14 protein-coding genes are annotated in these 17,242 nt (G+C 29.7%); 8 read left to right on the top strand and 6 right to left on the bottom strand.

Annotated features, from left to right (window positions below):
- Positions 1-10 precede the first annotated feature (10 nt).
- The 4 genes from DS884_RS04245 to DS884_RS04230 all read right to left on the bottom strand — a co-directional run bounded on the left by DS884_RS04245 (position 11) and on the right by DS884_RS04230 (position 4,167).
- Positions 11-2,995: a DEAD/DEAH box helicase gene (locus tag DS884_RS04245; RefSeq protein WP_113785901.1), complete on the bottom strand. Its 2,985-nt coding sequence runs from the start codon at positions 2,993-2,995 to the stop codon at positions 11-13.
- Between the two features lie 234 nt (positions 2,996-3,229).
- Positions 3,230-3,550: a CCC motif membrane protein gene (locus DS884_RS04240; RefSeq protein WP_093871432.1), complete on the bottom strand. Its 321-nt coding sequence runs from the start codon at positions 3,548-3,550 to the stop codon at positions 3,230-3,232.
- A 3-nt stretch (positions 3,551-3,553) separates the two neighbouring features.
- Positions 3,554-3,814, bottom strand: a complete 261-nt coding sequence (locus DS884_RS04235; RefSeq protein ID WP_113785942.1) for a DUF2752 domain-containing protein — start codon at positions 3,812-3,814, stop codon at positions 3,554-3,556.
- 29 nt (positions 3,815-3,843) lie between these two features.
- Positions 3,844-4,167, bottom strand: a complete 324-nt coding sequence (locus DS884_RS04230; protein WP_093871431.1) for a YbaB/EbfC family nucleoid-associated protein — start codon at positions 4,165-4,167, stop codon at positions 3,844-3,846.
- A gap of 98 nt (positions 4,168-4,265) precedes the next feature.
- On the opposite strand from DS884_RS04230, the gene DS884_RS04225 reads away from it, so the two are divergent.
- From DS884_RS04225 to DS884_RS04205, 5 genes are all read left to right on the top strand, one after another.
- Positions 4,266-6,404, top strand: coding sequence for a S9 family peptidase (locus tag DS884_RS04225; protein WP_410529725.1), 2,139 nt, complete (start codon positions 4,266-4,268; stop codon positions 6,402-6,404).
- Between the two features lie 107 nt (positions 6,405-6,511).
- Positions 6,512-7,507, top strand: a complete 996-nt coding sequence (locus DS884_RS04220; protein WP_113785899.1) for a PLP-dependent cysteine synthase family protein — start codon at positions 6,512-6,514, stop codon at positions 7,505-7,507.
- 20 nt (positions 7,508-7,527) lie between these two features.
- Complete coding sequence (locus tag DS884_RS04215) at positions 7,528-8,370, top strand: helix-turn-helix domain-containing protein (protein ID WP_233487105.1); 843 nt, start codon at positions 7,528-7,530, stop codon at positions 8,368-8,370.
- 90 nt (positions 8,371-8,460) lie between these two features.
- Positions 8,461-8,862 carry a GlcG/HbpS family heme-binding protein gene (locus DS884_RS04210; RefSeq protein ID WP_113785898.1) on the top strand — a complete coding sequence of 134 codons (402 nt, stop codon included), beginning with the start codon at positions 8,461-8,463 and terminating at the stop codon, positions 8,860-8,862.
- A 66-nt stretch (positions 8,863-8,928) separates the two neighbouring features.
- The gene (locus DS884_RS04205; RefSeq protein WP_113785897.1) at positions 8,929-9,570 is read left to right on the top strand and encodes an MIP/aquaporin family protein; all 642 of its coding nucleotides are present in this window, start codon (positions 8,929-8,931) and stop codon (positions 9,568-9,570) included.
- A gap of 27 nt (positions 9,571-9,597) precedes the next feature.
- Here DS884_RS04205 and clpB read toward each other — a convergent pair whose 3' ends face one another.
- Positions 9,598-12,204: an ATP-dependent chaperone ClpB gene (clpB, locus tag DS884_RS04200; protein ID WP_113785896.1), complete on the bottom strand. Its 2,607-nt coding sequence runs from the start codon at positions 12,202-12,204 to the stop codon at positions 9,598-9,600.
- Between the two features lie 155 nt (positions 12,205-12,359).
- On the opposite strand from clpB, the gene ytxJ reads away from it, so the two are divergent.
- Together ytxJ and DS884_RS04190 are read left to right on the top strand one after the other, a co-directional pair.
- On the top strand, positions 12,360-12,752 hold the full coding sequence (gene ytxJ / locus DS884_RS04195) for a bacillithiol system redox-active protein YtxJ (protein ID WP_093871426.1): 393 nt from the start codon (positions 12,360-12,362) through the stop codon (positions 12,750-12,752).
- Between the two features lie 70 nt (positions 12,753-12,822).
- Positions 12,823-14,379 (top strand): DEAD/DEAH box helicase, encoded by a 1,557-nt coding sequence (locus tag DS884_RS04190; RefSeq protein WP_093871425.1) that lies wholly within the window; start codon positions 12,823-12,825, stop codon positions 14,377-14,379.
- A 57-nt stretch (positions 14,380-14,436) separates the two neighbouring features.
- On the opposite strand, the gene fahA is transcribed toward DS884_RS04190, so the two are convergent.
- Positions 14,437-15,717 carry a fumarylacetoacetase gene (gene fahA, locus DS884_RS04185; RefSeq protein ID WP_093871424.1) on the bottom strand — a complete coding sequence of 427 codons (1,281 nt, stop codon included), beginning with the start codon at positions 15,715-15,717 and terminating at the stop codon, positions 14,437-14,439.
- Positions 15,718-15,930: 213 nt separating this feature from the next.
- Between fahA and glyA the strand changes: the two genes are divergently transcribed.
- Positions 15,931-17,205 (top strand): serine hydroxymethyltransferase, encoded by a 1,275-nt coding sequence (glyA, locus tag DS884_RS04180; protein ID WP_093871423.1) that lies wholly within the window; start codon positions 15,931-15,933, stop codon positions 17,203-17,205.
- The last annotated feature ends 37 nt before the right edge of the window (positions 17,206-17,242 follow it).

Genomic DNA, 17,242 nt, shown 5'->3' with positions numbered 1-17,242 from the left:
TTTTATTGGTTTAATTAACCATTTCTAAAATATTTAGATGCTTTTTTAAAACTCCAGATGGAGTGTTTTTAGTTTCATCAAAAATCCTCGTATCTCCAAATAAAATGAAACTATCTTTTGCTCTTGAAACCGCTACGTTTAGCATGTTAGGTTTGTTGTCTTTGTCAAAAAACATAGTACCTTCATCTTCATTACTGTAAACAGAACTAAATAATATGATATTGCGTTCTGCGCCTTGAAGAGCGTGTACAGTTCCAAGTTTTATTTGATTCACTTTAAAACCTGCTTCTATCAAGGCTTTCGATAACTCTCCTTTTTGACTTGCAAATGGGGTGATTATTCCTAAAACACTTTCAATAGAAGTTACATCATAAGCTTCTTGTATTGCTTCTTTATTTTGTTGTAGCCAAGAAATGATTGCTTTTACTTCGTTTAAATTACATCTACTATTATATTTACGTTCACTAACCCCTTCAACATGATAAGCTATCATCGATTGAAAAATTTGATCTTCTTTAGCTTTACCTTTCATAGGCTTTAAAATACCTTCGTAAGCTAATTCGTTACAAAAACCAATAATTTCATCATTACACCTTCTGTGTTCTAGAAGTATTAATCCAGTTTCTTTCTTTGAAGCTATTGAGGTTTCAAATTCACAAGCATTTTGAGCCATTTTCATAATACTACCACTAGAAGCTAAAAAACCTAGCTCATGTAAGTGCTCATTTTCTTTTTCTTCTTCTATAATATTTAAAGATGTTAAATTACCAATATCAATTTTTGGTGGAATGGACCAAATAGGTTCAATTTGTTTTAAATCACCAACAACAAAAGCTTTTTTTGCTAATGAAAAAACTGGGATACTTACTTCTGGTGTTACTTGTCCTGCTTCGTCAATGATTAATAAATCTAAAAAATTATACAAAGGAAGGTATTCAAAAACAGGTTTACCTTCTTCATTTTCGCCTTGAAATTGACTATATAAAAAGTGTGTAGGAGCCATGTAAAAAGTAGCAACAAAGCATGGTGTAAGCATTGCTCTTCTTTTCCATTTGGCTTTAATAACATTTTCACCAGTTCCTTTTTCTGTATCATTTTCAATAAGATCAATGGTTTCAAGTAACCAGCGAGCTTCCCAATAATGAGTAGCTAATAAAAAAGCAGTATGACGTAAGCCAAGGTCAATTTCGTCATAAAAAAAACGATGTGTTTTGTCTTTATTCTTTGCTTTTTCATATTCATAATGCCACATTTTCTCTTCGGAAACAAAAGGGTACCCTTGAATGTTATTTTCAAGTTTCCAGTTGTTTAATTTTAAGTTAGCTTGTAGCACCATATTTACATTATAAATACAGTCTTTTATAAAAGAGAAAGCAGATTCATTATTAGAAATAACATCTTCATTAATTTTAAAAATATAATCAGAACTTTCTATCTCTTTATTTTTTGAAGAGGTTACTATAAAATGAGTTTTAATTTTATTAATAAAATCACTGTCTTTAGCATAAGATTTAAGTTCAGTAAAAAGAGTTCTCCATTCTTGTAGTTTAGATATTTTAAACGTGTTTTTTTCAATAAGATCCTCTTTGTTTACTAATATCGCATTAATTTTGTCAATATAATTTAGGTAATCACTAGAAAAATCTACACTATCAATAAGATGGTTTTCAATAGTAATTATTTCTTCCTGTAAATGCATACAGGCATCTTCTAAGGAATTAGTTTCTACTCCAAAATAATTATTATACTTCGTTAAAAAATAATATTCAGCTTCGTAAACGTATTTTTCATTTTCTAAATCACATAAAGTTCCTTCATGCCCAAATAAATTACCTTTTAAAAAATTAATATTCTTTAAGTATTTTTCACTTTTGGAGTTAGAGGGTAAATAAGTAGCGTAACCATTAAAATCAGGAACCCAACGTTCAGCTAATTCTCCCATACTACTTTCTGAGTTAATAAAGCTATCAATAATATTTGTAACAGCTTGGTTGTTATTAGAGCAAGCTAAGATAATTGGAGCATCTTCTCCTTTAATAGCAGCTTTAACAACTTCTGTAGCCACTAAACTTTGTAGTAATGTAGTCTTGCCTGTTCCTGGTGGGCCATTTACTGCAGTTACTGAGTTTTCTTCAGCAGTTAAATAAGATAATAATGTTTTACGTTGACTTATAGATAAAGGAAATTCATTAGACATTTGTCCTAAATGTAAATGATTATAATTTAAAAAACCATAGTCTGTTATTGGTTCTTTTCTGGCTCTATTAAAAGGATTTATTATTTTAGATAATACAGGTAATTCTTCAGTCTCATTTAATAAGTTTTGATATAAGAATAAAATACTTTTGGCTGTAGATATTTTTGAGCTAATAGAAAAATAAGTGAGTTTATATTCGGTGGTATATTTTTCTTTTTTATAATTAGATAGATTACTAAAAGTAATTTCTGAAAAGACCTCATTTACATACGTCCAGTAATCATCCCAACCTATTAACTCACTTCCATATGGAGGTTCAGGTTGTTCAATATCTCTAGCCATCATGACAGTATCTAAGGACGAAAAAATGAAATCATTTTTTACATCTGCAATAGGATCTAAATAGTTACGAACAATAAGAGGGAACAAATCGTTTGGTGCAGATAAGTTTCCTGAACGGTCTACTTTAGCCGCTACCCAAAAAGGATATATTGTTCGTTGTTTAAAGTTAGGATTATCAGTTTGATATTGTAAATGAAATGGGGCAATAAGAATTTGAGTTTCGCTTACTTCATGCCATTTAGGACTATCTTTTTTACTAATTCCTTTTAACCTATTTATTCTTCTTTCCTCTACATCTAATAGTTCATTAGCTTGTTTTGGGTTTAAAAGAGCTGTGGTTAAATCAGCATTATTTTGATGAAATAAATTTTTGATTCTTGAAATATCAATAGCCAAGTTTTCACTATCAAATAAACTGTTTTTATAATAATGTAGCCAGTTTTTTTCGTTATCCATTCGTGCGCTTTAAGTACTCTAAATTAAAAGTAATTTTGTGGGGGAGAATGGCGAAAATAAGAGTTTTAAATTATTTCTATTTAGAAATAGAAGTGTTTTAATTAACAATTTTTTGATGAAGGAGTTTATCTTTTAAGTATTCAATTACTTAGATAAAAAATAGTATAAATTAAAAACACCATCCTAGTTTATATATATAATAGAATGGTGTTTTTAGTTTTATAGGTTAATTTTTTATTGCTCGTATTGTTCCATCATTTGTCGTGATTGCTCCATGATATTGTCCCAACCTATAGTGTATATTTGATAAGCAGTATAGGCTAAATACAAAACATTAATAATTAAAATAACCAAAGCAACTATTTTACCAGTATAAATACTGTCTTGGTTAGTATATGATTCAGGATCTTTGTAGTATTTTTTTAATTCAGTATGAGCAATGTAAAAGGCAATACCAGAAGGTATAATACCAATTCCAGCACAGCAACATAAAGGAAGTCCTACAATAGCCAAAATATAAATTAGAGGTCCGTATTGTAATTGTTTAGGTTCCATAGTTTATAGTATTTTTAAAATAAAGTTTCCTACTATTAAAATTAAGTTTAATAAAAGTAAGAAACGAACTGTTTTTTGAGAATTATTAAATTTGAACTTAAAATTTAGAAGAGTATATATTAAAAAAAATAATAATGAATAGATTGCAGGATACATTTTAAAAGCATCGATAAACTCACCTTTTAAAACATGCACAATCGCTCTTTGAAAACCACAACCTAAACAATCAACTCCCAAGAGTTTTTTATTTAAACATGGTAACATGTAATCTTCTAACTTTAAAAACATATTTTTTATTTAAACATATCCATTCCGGGAATATTTGGCATACCAGTTTTAGCAGCAATAGCTAATTCTTGCTCATTTATTTCACCAGCTCTTTTTAAAGCTTTATTTAATGCTAAAATTAAATAATCTTCTAGTTCTTCTCGGTCTTCAAGTAAGGTTTCATTAATTGTAATAGCCTTAATTTCTCTATTGGCAGTTACAGTAACTTTTATATTATTATTAGCAACAGTTTCATCGATTAAAACAGTATTTAATCTTTTTTTTGTTTCTTCTACTTTTTCTTGGGCTTCTTTTAGTTTACCCATCATACCAGAAATATCTCCAAACATTGATTTATTATTTACATATTTATTCAATAACAAATGTAGTATTTTCATAAGAGTTTTAATCATTCTTGATAAAAATGAAAAAAATAATGCTACCTGCTATGGCTTTTAATCTTATTTTTGCATTCTGCAAAAATGATATAATGAAAAAAGACATTAAAGCACCAGTAGCTGAAAAGCAATTAACTAAGTTAGAGAAACACGGTGATATTAGAGAGGATAATTACTTTTGGATGCGTTTAACAGACGAGCAAAAAAATGCAGAAGTTAAAGATAATCAAACTCAAAAAGTGTATGATTATTTGAATGCCGAAAATGATTTCTATGATAAAATGACTGTTGAAACTAATGATTTTCAAGAGCAGTTGTTTCAAGAAATGAAAGGAAGAATAAAAGAAGATGATGAATCAGTACCTTATAAAAGTAATGGTTATTTTTATATAACTCGTTATGAAAAAGGTCAGCAATATCCTATTTTTAGCCGAAAAAAAGAAAGTTTAGAGGCAAAGGAAGAAATCATGTTTAATGTAAATGATGAAGCAAAGGGACATGAATATTTTCAACTAGGAGGGCTAAGTATATCTCCAAATAATAAGCTGACTACTTTTGCTGTAGATACAGTTAGTAGACGTCAATATATTATTCAGGTTAAAAATTTAGAATCAGGAGAAATTTATTCTGATAAGATAGAAAATACTACTGGAGGATCTGTATGGGCAAATGATAATAAAACGTTGTTTTATACTAAAAAAGATCCTGTAACTTTACGAAGTTCACAAATATATAAACATATTTTAGGAACAGATACTAAAGATGATGTGTTAGTATTTGAGGAAGAAGATGAAACCTTTGGTACTTTTGTAACTAAAACAAAATCAAAAAAATACCTAGTAATAGGTTCGTACAATACTGTTTCTTCGGAATATCAAGTATTAGAAGCAGATAAGCCTAATGGAAATTTTAAGGTTATTCATCCTCGTGAGCGCAATTTAGAATATGATATAGCACATTATGAAGATCATTTTTATATAAAAACCAATAAGGATGGGGCTACTAATTTTAAATTAATGAAAACTCCAGAAAAGAAAACTTCAAAAGAAAACTGGGTTGATGTTATACCACATAGGGAAGATACTTTGTTTGAAGATTTTTCTATTTTTAAAGAGTATCTTGTTTTAGAGGAAAGAAATGAAGGATTGAATAAAATTAGAATTAAAAGATGGGATAATACTTTAGATTATTATTTACCTTTTGAAGAAGAAACTTATTCAGCAGATGTATATTCTAATCCTGAATTTGATACAAATGTTATTCGTTATTCTTATAATTCAATGACAACTCCAAGTTCTATAATTGATTTTAATATGAAAGATCAATCTAAGAACATTAAAAAAGAACAAGAAGTTTTAGGGGGGAGATTTGATAAAAAAAATTATGTAAGCAAACGTATTTGGGTTACAACACGAGATGGTGAAAAAGTAGTGGTATCAATAGTACATCACATAGATACAAAAATAGATGAAAATACTCCAGTTTTACAGTACGCTTATGGATCATATGGGTACACAATACCAGATGGCTTTTCAACTACACGATTAAGTTTACTTGATAGAGGTTTTGTATATGCATTAGCACATATTAGAGGAAGTCAGTATCTAGGACGTGAGTGGTATGAAGATGGTAAAATGTTAAAAAAGAAAAATACATTCACAGATTTTATTGATTGTTCTAAGTATTTAATAGATAATGGGTATACTTCACCAAAGCATTTGTATGCTATGGGAGGTTCTGCTGGAGGTTTATTAATGGGAGCTATTGTTAATATGAACCCTGAATTATATAATGGAATTATTGCAGCTGTTCCTTTTGTTGATGTTATCTCAACAATGTTAGATGATAGTATTCCTTTAACTACTGGAGAATACGATGAGTGGGGGAATCCTAATGATAAAGAGTATTATGATTATATTAAGTCGTATTCCCCTTATGATCAAGTAGTGGCAAAAGAATACCCAAATATGTTAATTACTACTGGTTTACATGACAGTCAAGTGCAATATTGGGAACCGGCTAAATGGGTAGCAAAACTAAGAGAGGTTAAAACAGACTCGAATATGTTGTTTTTACATACAAATATGGAAGCGGGTCATGGAGGTGCTTCAGGAAGATTTGATGCTTTAAAAGAATTAGCAGAAGAATATACGTTCTTTTTAATGTTAGAGGAAAAGTTAGAAAAATAGTTTTACTTTTGCCCTCGGAAAGAGTAGGGCGTCATTACTAGAAAATAGATAAAATCTTTAAATTTCGTCATATATTCTCGTAATGACGCCTTTTATATTAGATAAGAATGAGACACGCTGGTATTACCAATACAATTTTAGATTTAGTAGGAGAAACACCATTAGTAGAATTACATAGAATAACAAAAAATATTCCTGGAAAGCACTATGCTAAAGTAGAGGCTTTTAATCCAGGACATTCAGCTAAAGATAGGATAGCACTTCATATCATTGAAACAGCAGAGAAAAAAGGAATTGTAAAAAAAGGAGATATTATTGTAGAAACTACTTCTGGAAATACTGGTTTTTCTTTAGCAATGATAAGCATTGTAAAAGGGTATAAGTGCATTTTAGCAGTTAGTGATAAATCATCACAAGATAAAATAGATATGTTAAAAGCTATGGGAGCTGAAGTTCATATTTGTCCAGCGAATGTTGCTGCTGATGATCCTCGTTCTTATTATGAAGTAGCAAAAAGATTGCATAAAGAAAATCCAGGTTCTATATATATTAATCAATATTTTAATGAATTAAATATTGAGGCACATTATGTAAGTACAGGCCCAGAGATATGGGAACAAACTAATGGTAAAATAACTCACTTGGTTGCTGCTAGTGGAACTGGAGGAACAATTTCTGGAACTGGGCAATTTTTAAAAGAAAAGAACCCAGAAATTAAAATTTTAGGAGTTGATGCTATAGGATCAGTACTTAAAAAATATCATGAAACGGGTGAATTTGATGCTAATGAAATTTGCCCATATAAAATTGAAGGATTAGGAAAAACTTTGATACCTACATCAACAGATTTTGATGTGATAGATATTTATGAAAAAGTAGCTGATAAAACATCAGCTTTGAAAGCTAGAGAGTTAGTGAAAACTGAAGGTATCTTTGCAGGGTATACTTCAGGAGCTGTTTTACAGGGAGTTCAACAATATGCCGATAAAAACTTTTTCGATGAAGATAGTTTTGTTGTAATTATATTACCTGATCATGGATCACGATATATGAATAAAATTTATTCTGATGATTGGATGAATGAACAAGGATTTTTAAATTAAATTTTATATGTTTTTAAGTTGTGTCTAACTTTACTATAGAAAATGTACCTGATTCTTACATCAAAGGCACAAATAATCCTGATCTTTATATTTACGATTTAAAAATGGTTGATAATGCCATTAAAACAAAAGTAAATTTAAATATGCACATGTTTAGCTTTTTACAAAAAGGTAAAAAGCAAGTTCATTTTGCAGATAGTAAAGTGCAAGTAGATAATTCCCAATCAATTTTAATAAAAAAGGGAAATTGCTTATGGAGTGAGTTGTTAGATACAGATGAAGTTTATTACTGTAAATTATTATTTTTTTCTGAAGATAAATTAAAGAATTTTATTAAAAAACATATTAATAAAAAAGTGAGCACAAAAAATATAGCTCCGTATTTTGTAATTGAAAATGATGACTATTTAAGTACTTATTTGAATTCTCTTAATAATATAACTACATCATCATCTAAATTCATGATTGATTTACTTTCTTTAAAATTAGAAGAGTTATTGTTGTATTTATTGAACAAGTTCGGAGAGTTATTTGAAAATTATATTTGTAGCTTAGTTCTTAAAGAAGAATCTGTATTTCAGTCTACTATTGAAAAAAATATATACTCATCATTAACAATTGAAGAAATTGCTTTTTTGTGTAATATGAGTTTATCTACTTTTAAAAGAAATTTCATTAAGGAGCATGATATTTCACCAGGAAAATGGTTTCGAAATAAACGTTTAGACAAAGCTAAGGAACTTTTAGAAAAAGGAAATTTAAAAGTGTCTGATATTTATTTGGATTTGGGATATAATAACCTTTCTAATTTTAGTAGTGCTTTTAAAACAAAATTTGGAATAAGTCCATCTCAAATAAAGTGACCTTTTTTCATAAGTTATTTGACCTTTTCAAGTAAACAAGAACGTTAATTCTAGTACTAAATTTGCAGTATAAATATAAATCACTACAAAATGAATATAGTATTAGAACAAGCAGAAGAAATTATAAAAGTAGCTAAGGCTAAATCTACGGAGTTAAATACAAAAATGAATATAGCTGTTGTTGATGCTGGAGCAAATTTAGTTGCATTTACCAGAATGGATGGAGCATGGTTAGGTTCTTTAGATATTTCAATAAAGAAAGCAAAAACAGCTCGTTTTTTTGATATGAATACAGGAGTAATAGGTGAATTGTCTCAACCAGGAGGTTCTTTATTTAATATTGAGCATTCTAATAACGGATTAATAACTTTTCCTGGTGGAGTACCTATAAAAGATTCAGAAGGTACTATTATTGGTGCAATTGGAGTAAGTGGAAGTTCTGTTGAAAATGATCATACAGTTGCAGAAGCAGGAGCAAGTGCAATATTATAAATCAATTAGTAAAACATAATTAAAGGTAGCAAGTAGGCTACCTTTTTTTATACTTAAATTTTTAAAATGAAAAAGTATTTAGCTGAATTCATTGGAACATTTGCGTTGGTTTTTTGTGGAACAGGAGCAGTGATTGTTAACTCGTTATTTAATAATAGCATAGGTTTATTGGGTGTTTCTGTATCTTTTGGAGTAACTATAACAGCAATAGTTTATGTTTTTGGAAGTATTTCTGGTGCTCATATTAACCCAGCTGTAACTATTGCATTAGGAATAAGAAAAGTAATTTCTAAAAAAGAAGTTATAGGGTATATAGTGTGGCAAATATTAGGTGCATTAATGGCTAGTGGATTACTTAAAGTTGTTTTTTATAATACAACTACTTTGGGAGAAACTTTGCCAACAGGAGGAGTAATTCCTTCTTTTGTATTGGAAGCAGTATTAACGTTTTTTTTAATGTTAACTATTTTAGGAGTTAGTGAAAATAAGAATTATTCACATTTATTAGGTATTGTTTTGGGGGCTTTAGTTATGGGGTTTATTTTAATAGCTGGACCTATTTCTGGAGGATCGTTTAACCCTGCAAGAAGCTTAGCTCCATTATTGTTTACAGGTAATATGCATATAGCATGGCTGTATTTTTTGGCACCAGTTATTGGGGCGATTACTGCGAATTGTACATGGTTATTTATAAGTAAAGAAGGCTAAAACATTAATGTTTTAGCCTTTTTTAAATTAGTTGGTTTCAATTAAATCTGATTGATTCCTAAAAACAAGTTTATCATCAAAAGCATCTAATAAAATAATGCTATCTGTGGTAAGTTTTCCTGATAAAATCTCTTTAGATAAAGCATTTAAAACGTCTTTTTGAATTACTCGCTTTACAGGACGAGCTCCAAATTCAGGTTGATATCCTTTATTAGCTAAATAATTAATTGCTTCATCTGTAGCATCAATAGTAATGTTTTGTTTAGCTACCATTTTCTTAACATTATTCAATTGAAGTTTTACAATATGTTTAATATTAGATTGTGATAACGGAGTAAATAAAATAATGTCATCTATCCTGTTTAAAAATTCAGGTCTAACACTTTGTTTTAATAATCCAAGAACTTCTGTTTTAGCTAACTCCATAGAAGTATGAAGATCATTTTTCATGTTTTCAAACTTTTCTTGAATTATATGACTTCCCATATTTGAAGTCATAATTATAATTGTGTTTTTAAAATCAGCTACTCTCCCTTTATTGTCAGTTAATCTTCCTTCATCTAATACTTGTAATAGTATATTGAAAGTGTCAGGATGTGCTTTTTCAATTTCGTCTAAAAGTACAACAGAATATGGTTTTCTTCTTACAGCTTCCGTTAATTGTCCACCTTCATCGTAACCTACATACCCTGGAGGGGCTCCAACTAATCTACTTACAGAATGCTTTTCTTGATATTCACTCATGTCAATACGAGTCATAGCGTTTTCGTCATCAAATAGATAATCAGCAAGTGCTTTTGCAAGTTCTGTTTTACCAACACCAGTTGTACCTAAGAATAAAAAAGAACCTATAGGTTTGTTAGGGTTTTGTAAACCAGCTCTTGAACGACGTACGGCATCAGACACTGCCTCAATAGCTTCTTCTTGTCCTACAACACGTTTGTGTAATTCATCTTCTAATTTTAATAATTTCTCACGTTCAGATTGTAGCATTTTTGTAACTGGAACTCCTGTCCATTTTGCAACAACTTCAGCAATGTCATCATAAGTAACCTCTTCTTTTATTAAAGAGTTTTCTTGTTGATTAGCTAATACCAATTGTTGTTGATCAAGTTTCTCTTGGGTTTCTTTGATTTTACCGTACCGAAGTTCTGCTACTTTACCATAGTCACCATTACGTTCTGCTTTTTCAGCTTCTAGTTTGTAATTTTCAATGTCAGATTTTAATTGTTGAATACCATCTACTACATTTTTTTCTGATTGCCATTTAGCATTCAATTCGTTACGTTCTTCTTTAATGTTTCCTAAATCAGCATTTAATGATTTTAACTTAATTTCATCATTTTCACGTTTTATGGCTTCTATTTCTATTTCTAACTGCATTATTTTTCGATCAAGTACATCTAATTCTTCAGGTTTAGAGTTGATCTCCATGCGTAATTTAGAAGCAGCTTCATCCATTAAATCGATAGCTTTATCTGGTAGAAATCTTTTAGTAATGTAACGTTGAGATAATTCTACAGCACCAATAATGGCCTCATCTTTAATTCGTACTTTGTGGTGTGTTTCATATTTGTCTTTAATACCTCTTAAAATAGAAATGGCACTTTCAGTATCTGGTTCATCAACTAGTACTTTTTGAAAACGACGTTCTAAAGCTTTGTCTTTTTCAAAATACTTTTGATACTCATCTAAAGTAGTTGCTCCAATGGCTCTAAGTTCTCCACGAGCTAAAGCTGGTTTTAAAATGTTAGCAGCATCCATTGCTCCTTGTCCACCACCAGCACCAACTAAAGTATGAATTTCATCAATGAATAAAACAATATCTCCTTCAGAAGTAGTAACTTCTTTAATAACAGATTTTAAACGTTCTTCAAACTCACCTTTATATTTAGCACCAGCAATTAAAGCTCCCATATCTAATGAGAAAATTAGTTTGTCTTTTAAATTTTCAGGAACATCCCCACGAATTATTCTGTGGGCTAAACCTTCAGCAATAGCAGTTTTACCGGTACCAGGTTCACCAACTAGTATTGGATTATTTTTTGTTCTTCTTGATAAAATTTGTAAAAGACGTCTTATTTCTTCATCTCTACCAATTACAGGGTCTAATTTTCCATCTTGCGCTAATTGGTTTAAATTCTTAGCGTATTTGTTTAGAGAGTTATATGTTTCTTCAGCATTTTGAGAAGTTACTCTATTACCTTTACGTAATTCATCTATTGCATTTTGAAGATTTTTTTCAGTTACACCTTGATCTTTTAATACTTGAGAAATTTGACTTTTTGATTTAAATATAGCTAAAACCAAATGTTCTATAGAAACATATTCATCATTCATTTTTTTTGCAATTACAGAAGCTTCTGTAAGGCTTTTTCCAGCTTCAGGAGAAAGTGTTAAATTTGCACCAGTAACTTTAGAAAAACTATCTAATTGTTTGTCTAGTATTTGTTGAACAATTGTTAAATTAACATTTAATTTTTTTAATATAAAAGGGAGTACATTTTCATCAACTGAAAATAAAGCTTTAAAAATATGTTCGTTTTCAATTTGATTATGTTGATACTCTTGCGCTAATTGTTGCGCTTGTTGTATAGTTTCTTGCGATTTTATTGTATAATTGTTAAAATTCATAATCATTAATTTTACAATGAACTAGTCAAAATTAATACCAATACTTTTTTAAAGATAAAAAGAGTCAAAATGTCGCTAATCACCTTGTTTTTACTGACTTTTTGACATTTGAAAGGTTTTGGTTTTATAGTCGACAGAAATACTAAACAACAATAATGGGAATATTAAAATCACTTTTTGGAAATTCATCATCAGAAAAAAAAGAAGAAAAATCGTTAGTTAACTGGTTGCCTTTACGAAGTATGGATCAACTTAAAGAAATTGAAATTTTATCAAAGAAAGAACCGATAGCTATTTTTAAACATTCAACGCGTTGTGGAATTAGTAGAATGGTTATTCAACGTTTTGAAAGTAGTTTTGATGAGAGTTTAAAAGATTTTAAAGTTTATTATTTAGATTTATTAAATTACCGTGAATTGTCTAATGAAATTGGTTATAAATTTCAGGTATTACACCAGTCTCCACAGCTAATGATTATAAAAAGAGGAGTGGCTGTAGCTTATGCTTCTCATTATGATATTACTAACATAAATTTAAAAACTTTTTAAATTTTATAATGTTTTTACTGGTATTTACTTAAATAGGTCGTATTTTCGCATACTTCAAAATAGTACAAAATTGAGTAAAGAAACAGCGACGACTAAGCCAATTGTAGGTAAAAATTTATACGATTATCAAAAGGAAGCGTTACACAAAATTTTTAAAAGTTTTGAAAATGCCCCCGAAAATTACCACCTACTGTATCAATTACCAACAGGAGGAGGGAAGACAGTTATTTTCTCTGAAATTACCCGTCAGTATTTAAAGCATTATCAAAAAAAGGTGTTAATAATGACACACCGAATTGAATTGTGTAAACAAACCGCTAGGATGTTAAGCGAATTCAATGTAGATAATAAAATCATTGATAGTAAAGCAGACTTAAATGATCAAAGTAACTTTAGTTGCTTTGTAGCAATGGTTGAAACTTTGAATAACCGTTTGAATGATGATATGTTAGATATATCGGATGTAGGATTGGTTATTATTGATGAGGCTCACTATAATTCATTTACTAAACTGTTTAAGTTTTTTGATAAGTCGTTCGTATTAGGTGTTACCGCAACTCCATTGAGTTCTAACATTAAGTTACCAATGAAGAACAATTATGATGAGTTAATTGATGGTGAAAGTATTGGTAATTTAATAGAAAATGAATATTTAGCAAGAGCAAATGTATTTTCGTATAATGTAGGGTTAACTTCATTAGAGGTAGGTGCAAATGGTGATTATACCGTAAAATCTTCTGAGGATCTATATACAAATTCAGATATGCTTTCTAAGTTATTGCAGGCATATGAAGAACGTGCAAAAGGAACTAAAACTTTAATTTTTAATAATGGAATAAATACTTCTTTACATGTATTTGATACTTTTAAAAGGGCTGGATATCCTATTGCTCACTTAGATAATACGAATACTAAAAAAGAACGTGATTTTATTTTAAAGTGGTTTCATAAAACACCAAATGCAATTATCACCTCAGTAAGTATATTAACTACTGGATTTGATGAGCCTTCAGTAAGATCTATTATATTAAATAGAGCAACAAAATCATTAACATTGTATTACCAAATGATTGGTAGGGGATCGCGTGTTTTACCTGATAAATCAGAATTTAATGTTATTGATTTAGGTAATAACTTCCATAGATTTGGTCCTTGGGGTGCTGATTTAGATTGGCAAAAGATGTTTAGAGCTCCTAACTTTTATCTTGATAATTTATTAAGTGATGAAGAGCTTGAAAGTGAATTTAAATATGAGCTTCCTGCTGATGTAAAAAAGGAATTTTCTAATTCAAAAGATTTATATTTTGATGTAAAGAAGGTGTATGTTGATACAATACAATCGGGTCAATCTTCAAAAAAAGTATTAGAGAAATCTATTGAGCATCATGCAAAATTATGTATTGAAAATAGTGAAGATGTTTTTGATGCTTTAATTTTAGCTAAAAAGTTAGGAGGAGATATAGATGATAGAATATTTAGGTATTCAAAATGTATTTGTAAGAGTACACATAATTTTATTGATTGGTTACAAGATGACTATAGAAAAAAGTTAAATGCTTACTTACGAACAAATTTTGATGAAGTGTATGAACAAATTTTTGGACATCCACCACCAGAAGAAGAATAAAATAAAAAAAAATCCAGTTCAAAACGAACTGGATTTTTTTTTATAACACTATTTAGTTTATTCAATTGCAGGTAAAATTTTACCAACACACTCTCCAAAACCAATACGAACTTTGTCATTTTTAGAATATCCACGCATAATAACTGTATCATTATCATTGATAAATTTACGCTCGCTACCATCGTTCATTTTAATAGGATTTTGACCTCTCCATGTTAATTCTAACATTGAACCAAAACTATCTTGAGTTGGACCAGAAATTGTTCCACTTCCCATCATGTCACCAGCATTAACAGGACAACCATTTACAGTATGGTGTGCTAATTGCTGAATCATTGTCCAATACATGTATTTGAAGTTAGAGTTACAAACAACAGTTTCTTCTTTATCTTCAGGTTGAATAGCCATTTGTAAATTAATATCATAACTATCTTTACCTTCTTTACGTAAATAAGGTAAAGGTTCATGTACTTGTTTAGGGTTATCTACTCTAAAAGGTTCTAAAGCATCTAAAGTAACAATCCAAGGTGATATAGTAGAAGCAAAGTTTTTACCTAAAAATGGCCCTAAAGGAACATATTCCCATCCTTGAATATCACGAGCAGACCAATCATTGAATAAAACCAATCCAAAAATATAGTCTTCAGCTTCTTCAATAGGAATTCTTTCTCCTAAATCATTTGCAACTGTTGTAATAAATGCCATTTCTAATTCAAAATCTAACAATTTTGAAGGACCAAAATTAGGTGTAGTTTCACCTTCATTAGGTCTAGATTGACCAACAGGTCTTCTTATAGGAGTACCAGAAGGAATAATAGAAGAACTTCTTCCGTGGTAACCAATAGGTATTTGTAACCAGTTAGGGAATAATGCGTTTTCAGGATCTCTAAATAATGAACCTACATTTGTAGCATGTTCTTTACTAGCATAGAAATCGGTATAATCACCTACACTAACAGGTAATTGCATTTCTATTTCATCCATTCTAAAAATCACTTTGTCTTTATGTTCAGCATTGTCTCTTAAACTACTGTTTTTAACATCAAAAATTTCAGCAATTCTGTTTCTAACTAAACGCCAAGTTTTACGACCATCAGCAATAAAATCATTTAAGGTATCTTGTAAAAAAATATCATCGGTTAAAGGAATGCCTTCAAAATATCCAAGTTGATGTAAAGCACCTAAATCAATAGCATAGTCACCAATCCTTGTTCCAATTGTAATAATATCATCTTTGGTTAAAAAAACACCAAAAGGTATGTTTTGAATCGGAAAATCAGAGTTTTCTGTTACAGTTAACCAAGATTTTCTATTCGGGTTATTTGCGGTTATTTCCATTAATTGTATTGTTTAATTTTTTATCAAACCTACATATTTTTTTTGAATTTTAGAGAGGTAAAAAACTAAAAAATGTAAAAAAATGCACACAAAAGATTAATATAGTATCAATAATTAACTAATACGTATAAATGTGTGAAAATACTTACTATCCAAATAAAAATTATTGAGAAAATGATTACATTTGGCAACAAAATTTAACAACACATAGTAATGCAAAAAGATCATCAAATTTTTGACCTTATAGCTGATGAAAAAAAACGTCAGTTAAATGGGTTGGAGCTAATAGCTTCTGAAAACTTTGTAAGTGAGCAGGTAATGGAAGCGCAAGGATCAATTTTAACTAACAAATATGCAGAAGGATATCCTGGAAAAAGGTATTATGGAGGATGTGAGATAGTTGATATTGTAGAGCAAATAGCAATTGATAGGGCTAAAGAATTATTTGGAGCTGCATATGTAAATGTTCAGCCTCATTCAGGTAGTCAGGCAAATACAGCTGTGTTCGCTACATGTTTAAAACCTGGTGATACTATTTTAGGTTTCGATTTATCTCATGGAGGTCATTTAACTCATGGTTCACCTGTAAATTTTTCAGGAAAATTATACAACCCTGTATTTTATGGTGTTGATAAAGAAACTGGGCTTATAGATTACAATCATTTAGAGCAACAAGCTAATGAACATAAACCTAAATTAATTATTGCAGGAGCTTCAGCGTATTCTCGTGATATTGACTTTAAGAAATTTAGAGAAATAGCTGATAGTGTAGGTGCAATTTTAATGGCTGATATTTCACATCCAGCTGGTTTAATAGCTAAAGGAATTTTATCTGATCCGTTACCTCATTGTCATATTGTAACAACGACTACACATAAAACATTACGTGGACCTCGTGGTGGTATGATTATGATGGGACAAGATTTTGAAAACCCTTTTGGATTAACCTTAAAAAGTGGAAAGCCAAAAAAGATGTCGACTTTATTAAATTCATCGGTATTCCCTGGAAATCAAGGAGGACCTTTAGAGCATGTAATTGCTGCTAAAGCAGTTGCTTTTGGTGAGGCGTTAACTGATGGTTTTTTAGAGTATCAAATTCAAGTTCGTGAAAATGCCAGAGCAATGGCTGCAGCTTTTGTAGCGAAAGGATATGATATTATTTCTAAAGGAACAGATAATCATATGATGTTAATAGATCTACGTAACAAAGGAATTACAGGTAAAGATGCTGAAATAGCTTTAGGTAAAGCTGAGATAACAGTAAATAAAAATATGGTTCCTTTTGATACAGAATCACCTTTTGTAACTTCTGGTATCCGTATTGGTACTTCAGCAGTAACTACACGTGGTTTAAATGAAGAAGATATGATTGTTGTTGTTGATTTAATTGATGAAGCAATAACAAATGCTACTAATGATGAAGCATTAGAAGCAATAGGTGAAAAAGTATATGATTTAATGCATCAAAGAAGATTATTTGTGATGTAACTATTATATTAAAACAATAAAAAAGCGACTTAATTAT

Source organism: Tenacibaculum sp. E3R01 (assembly GCF_003318185.1).
In the GTDB taxonomy this organism is placed as follows: domain Bacteria; phylum Bacteroidota; class Bacteroidia; order Flavobacteriales; family Flavobacteriaceae; genus Polaribacter; species Polaribacter halocynthiae.
This window is presented reverse-complemented; position numbering and strand designations above follow the sequence as displayed.

Coding starts and splice junctions, on each gene's coding strand:
- DS884_RS04245 (WP_113785901.1), bottom strand. CDS start 2,995: ATGGATAACGAAAAAAACTGGCTACATTATTATAAAAACAGTTTATTT.
- DS884_RS04240 (WP_093871432.1), bottom strand. CDS start 3,550: ATGGAACCTAAACAATTACAATACGGACCTCTAATTTATATTTTGGCT.
- DS884_RS04235 (WP_113785942.1), bottom strand. CDS start 3,814: ATGTTACCATGTTTAAATAAAAAACTCTTGGGAGTTGATTGTTTAGGT.
- DS884_RS04230 (WP_093871431.1), bottom strand. CDS start 4,167: ATGTTTGGAGATATTTCTGGTATGATGGGTAAACTAAAAGAAGCCCAA.
- DS884_RS04225 (WP_410529725.1), top strand. CDS start 4,266: ATGGCTTTTAATCTTATTTTTGCATTCTGCAAAAATGATATAATGAAA.
- DS884_RS04220 (WP_113785899.1), top strand. CDS start 6,512: ATGAGACACGCTGGTATTACCAATACAATTTTAGATTTAGTAGGAGAA.
- DS884_RS04210 (WP_113785898.1), top strand. CDS start 8,461: ATGAATATAGTATTAGAACAAGCAGAAGAAATTATAAAAGTAGCTAAG.
- DS884_RS04205 (WP_113785897.1), top strand. CDS start 8,929: ATGAAAAAGTATTTAGCTGAATTCATTGGAACATTTGCGTTGGTTTTT.
- clpB (WP_113785896.1), bottom strand. CDS start 12,204: ATGAATTTTAACAATTATACAATAAAATCGCAAGAAACTATACAACAA.
- ytxJ (WP_093871426.1), top strand. CDS start 12,360: ATGGGAATATTAAAATCACTTTTTGGAAATTCATCATCAGAAAAAAAA.
- fahA (WP_093871424.1), bottom strand. CDS start 15,717: ATGGAAATAACCGCAAATAACCCGAATAGAAAATCTTGGTTAACTGTA.
- glyA (WP_093871423.1), top strand. CDS start 15,931: ATGCAAAAAGATCATCAAATTTTTGACCTTATAGCTGATGAAAAAAAA.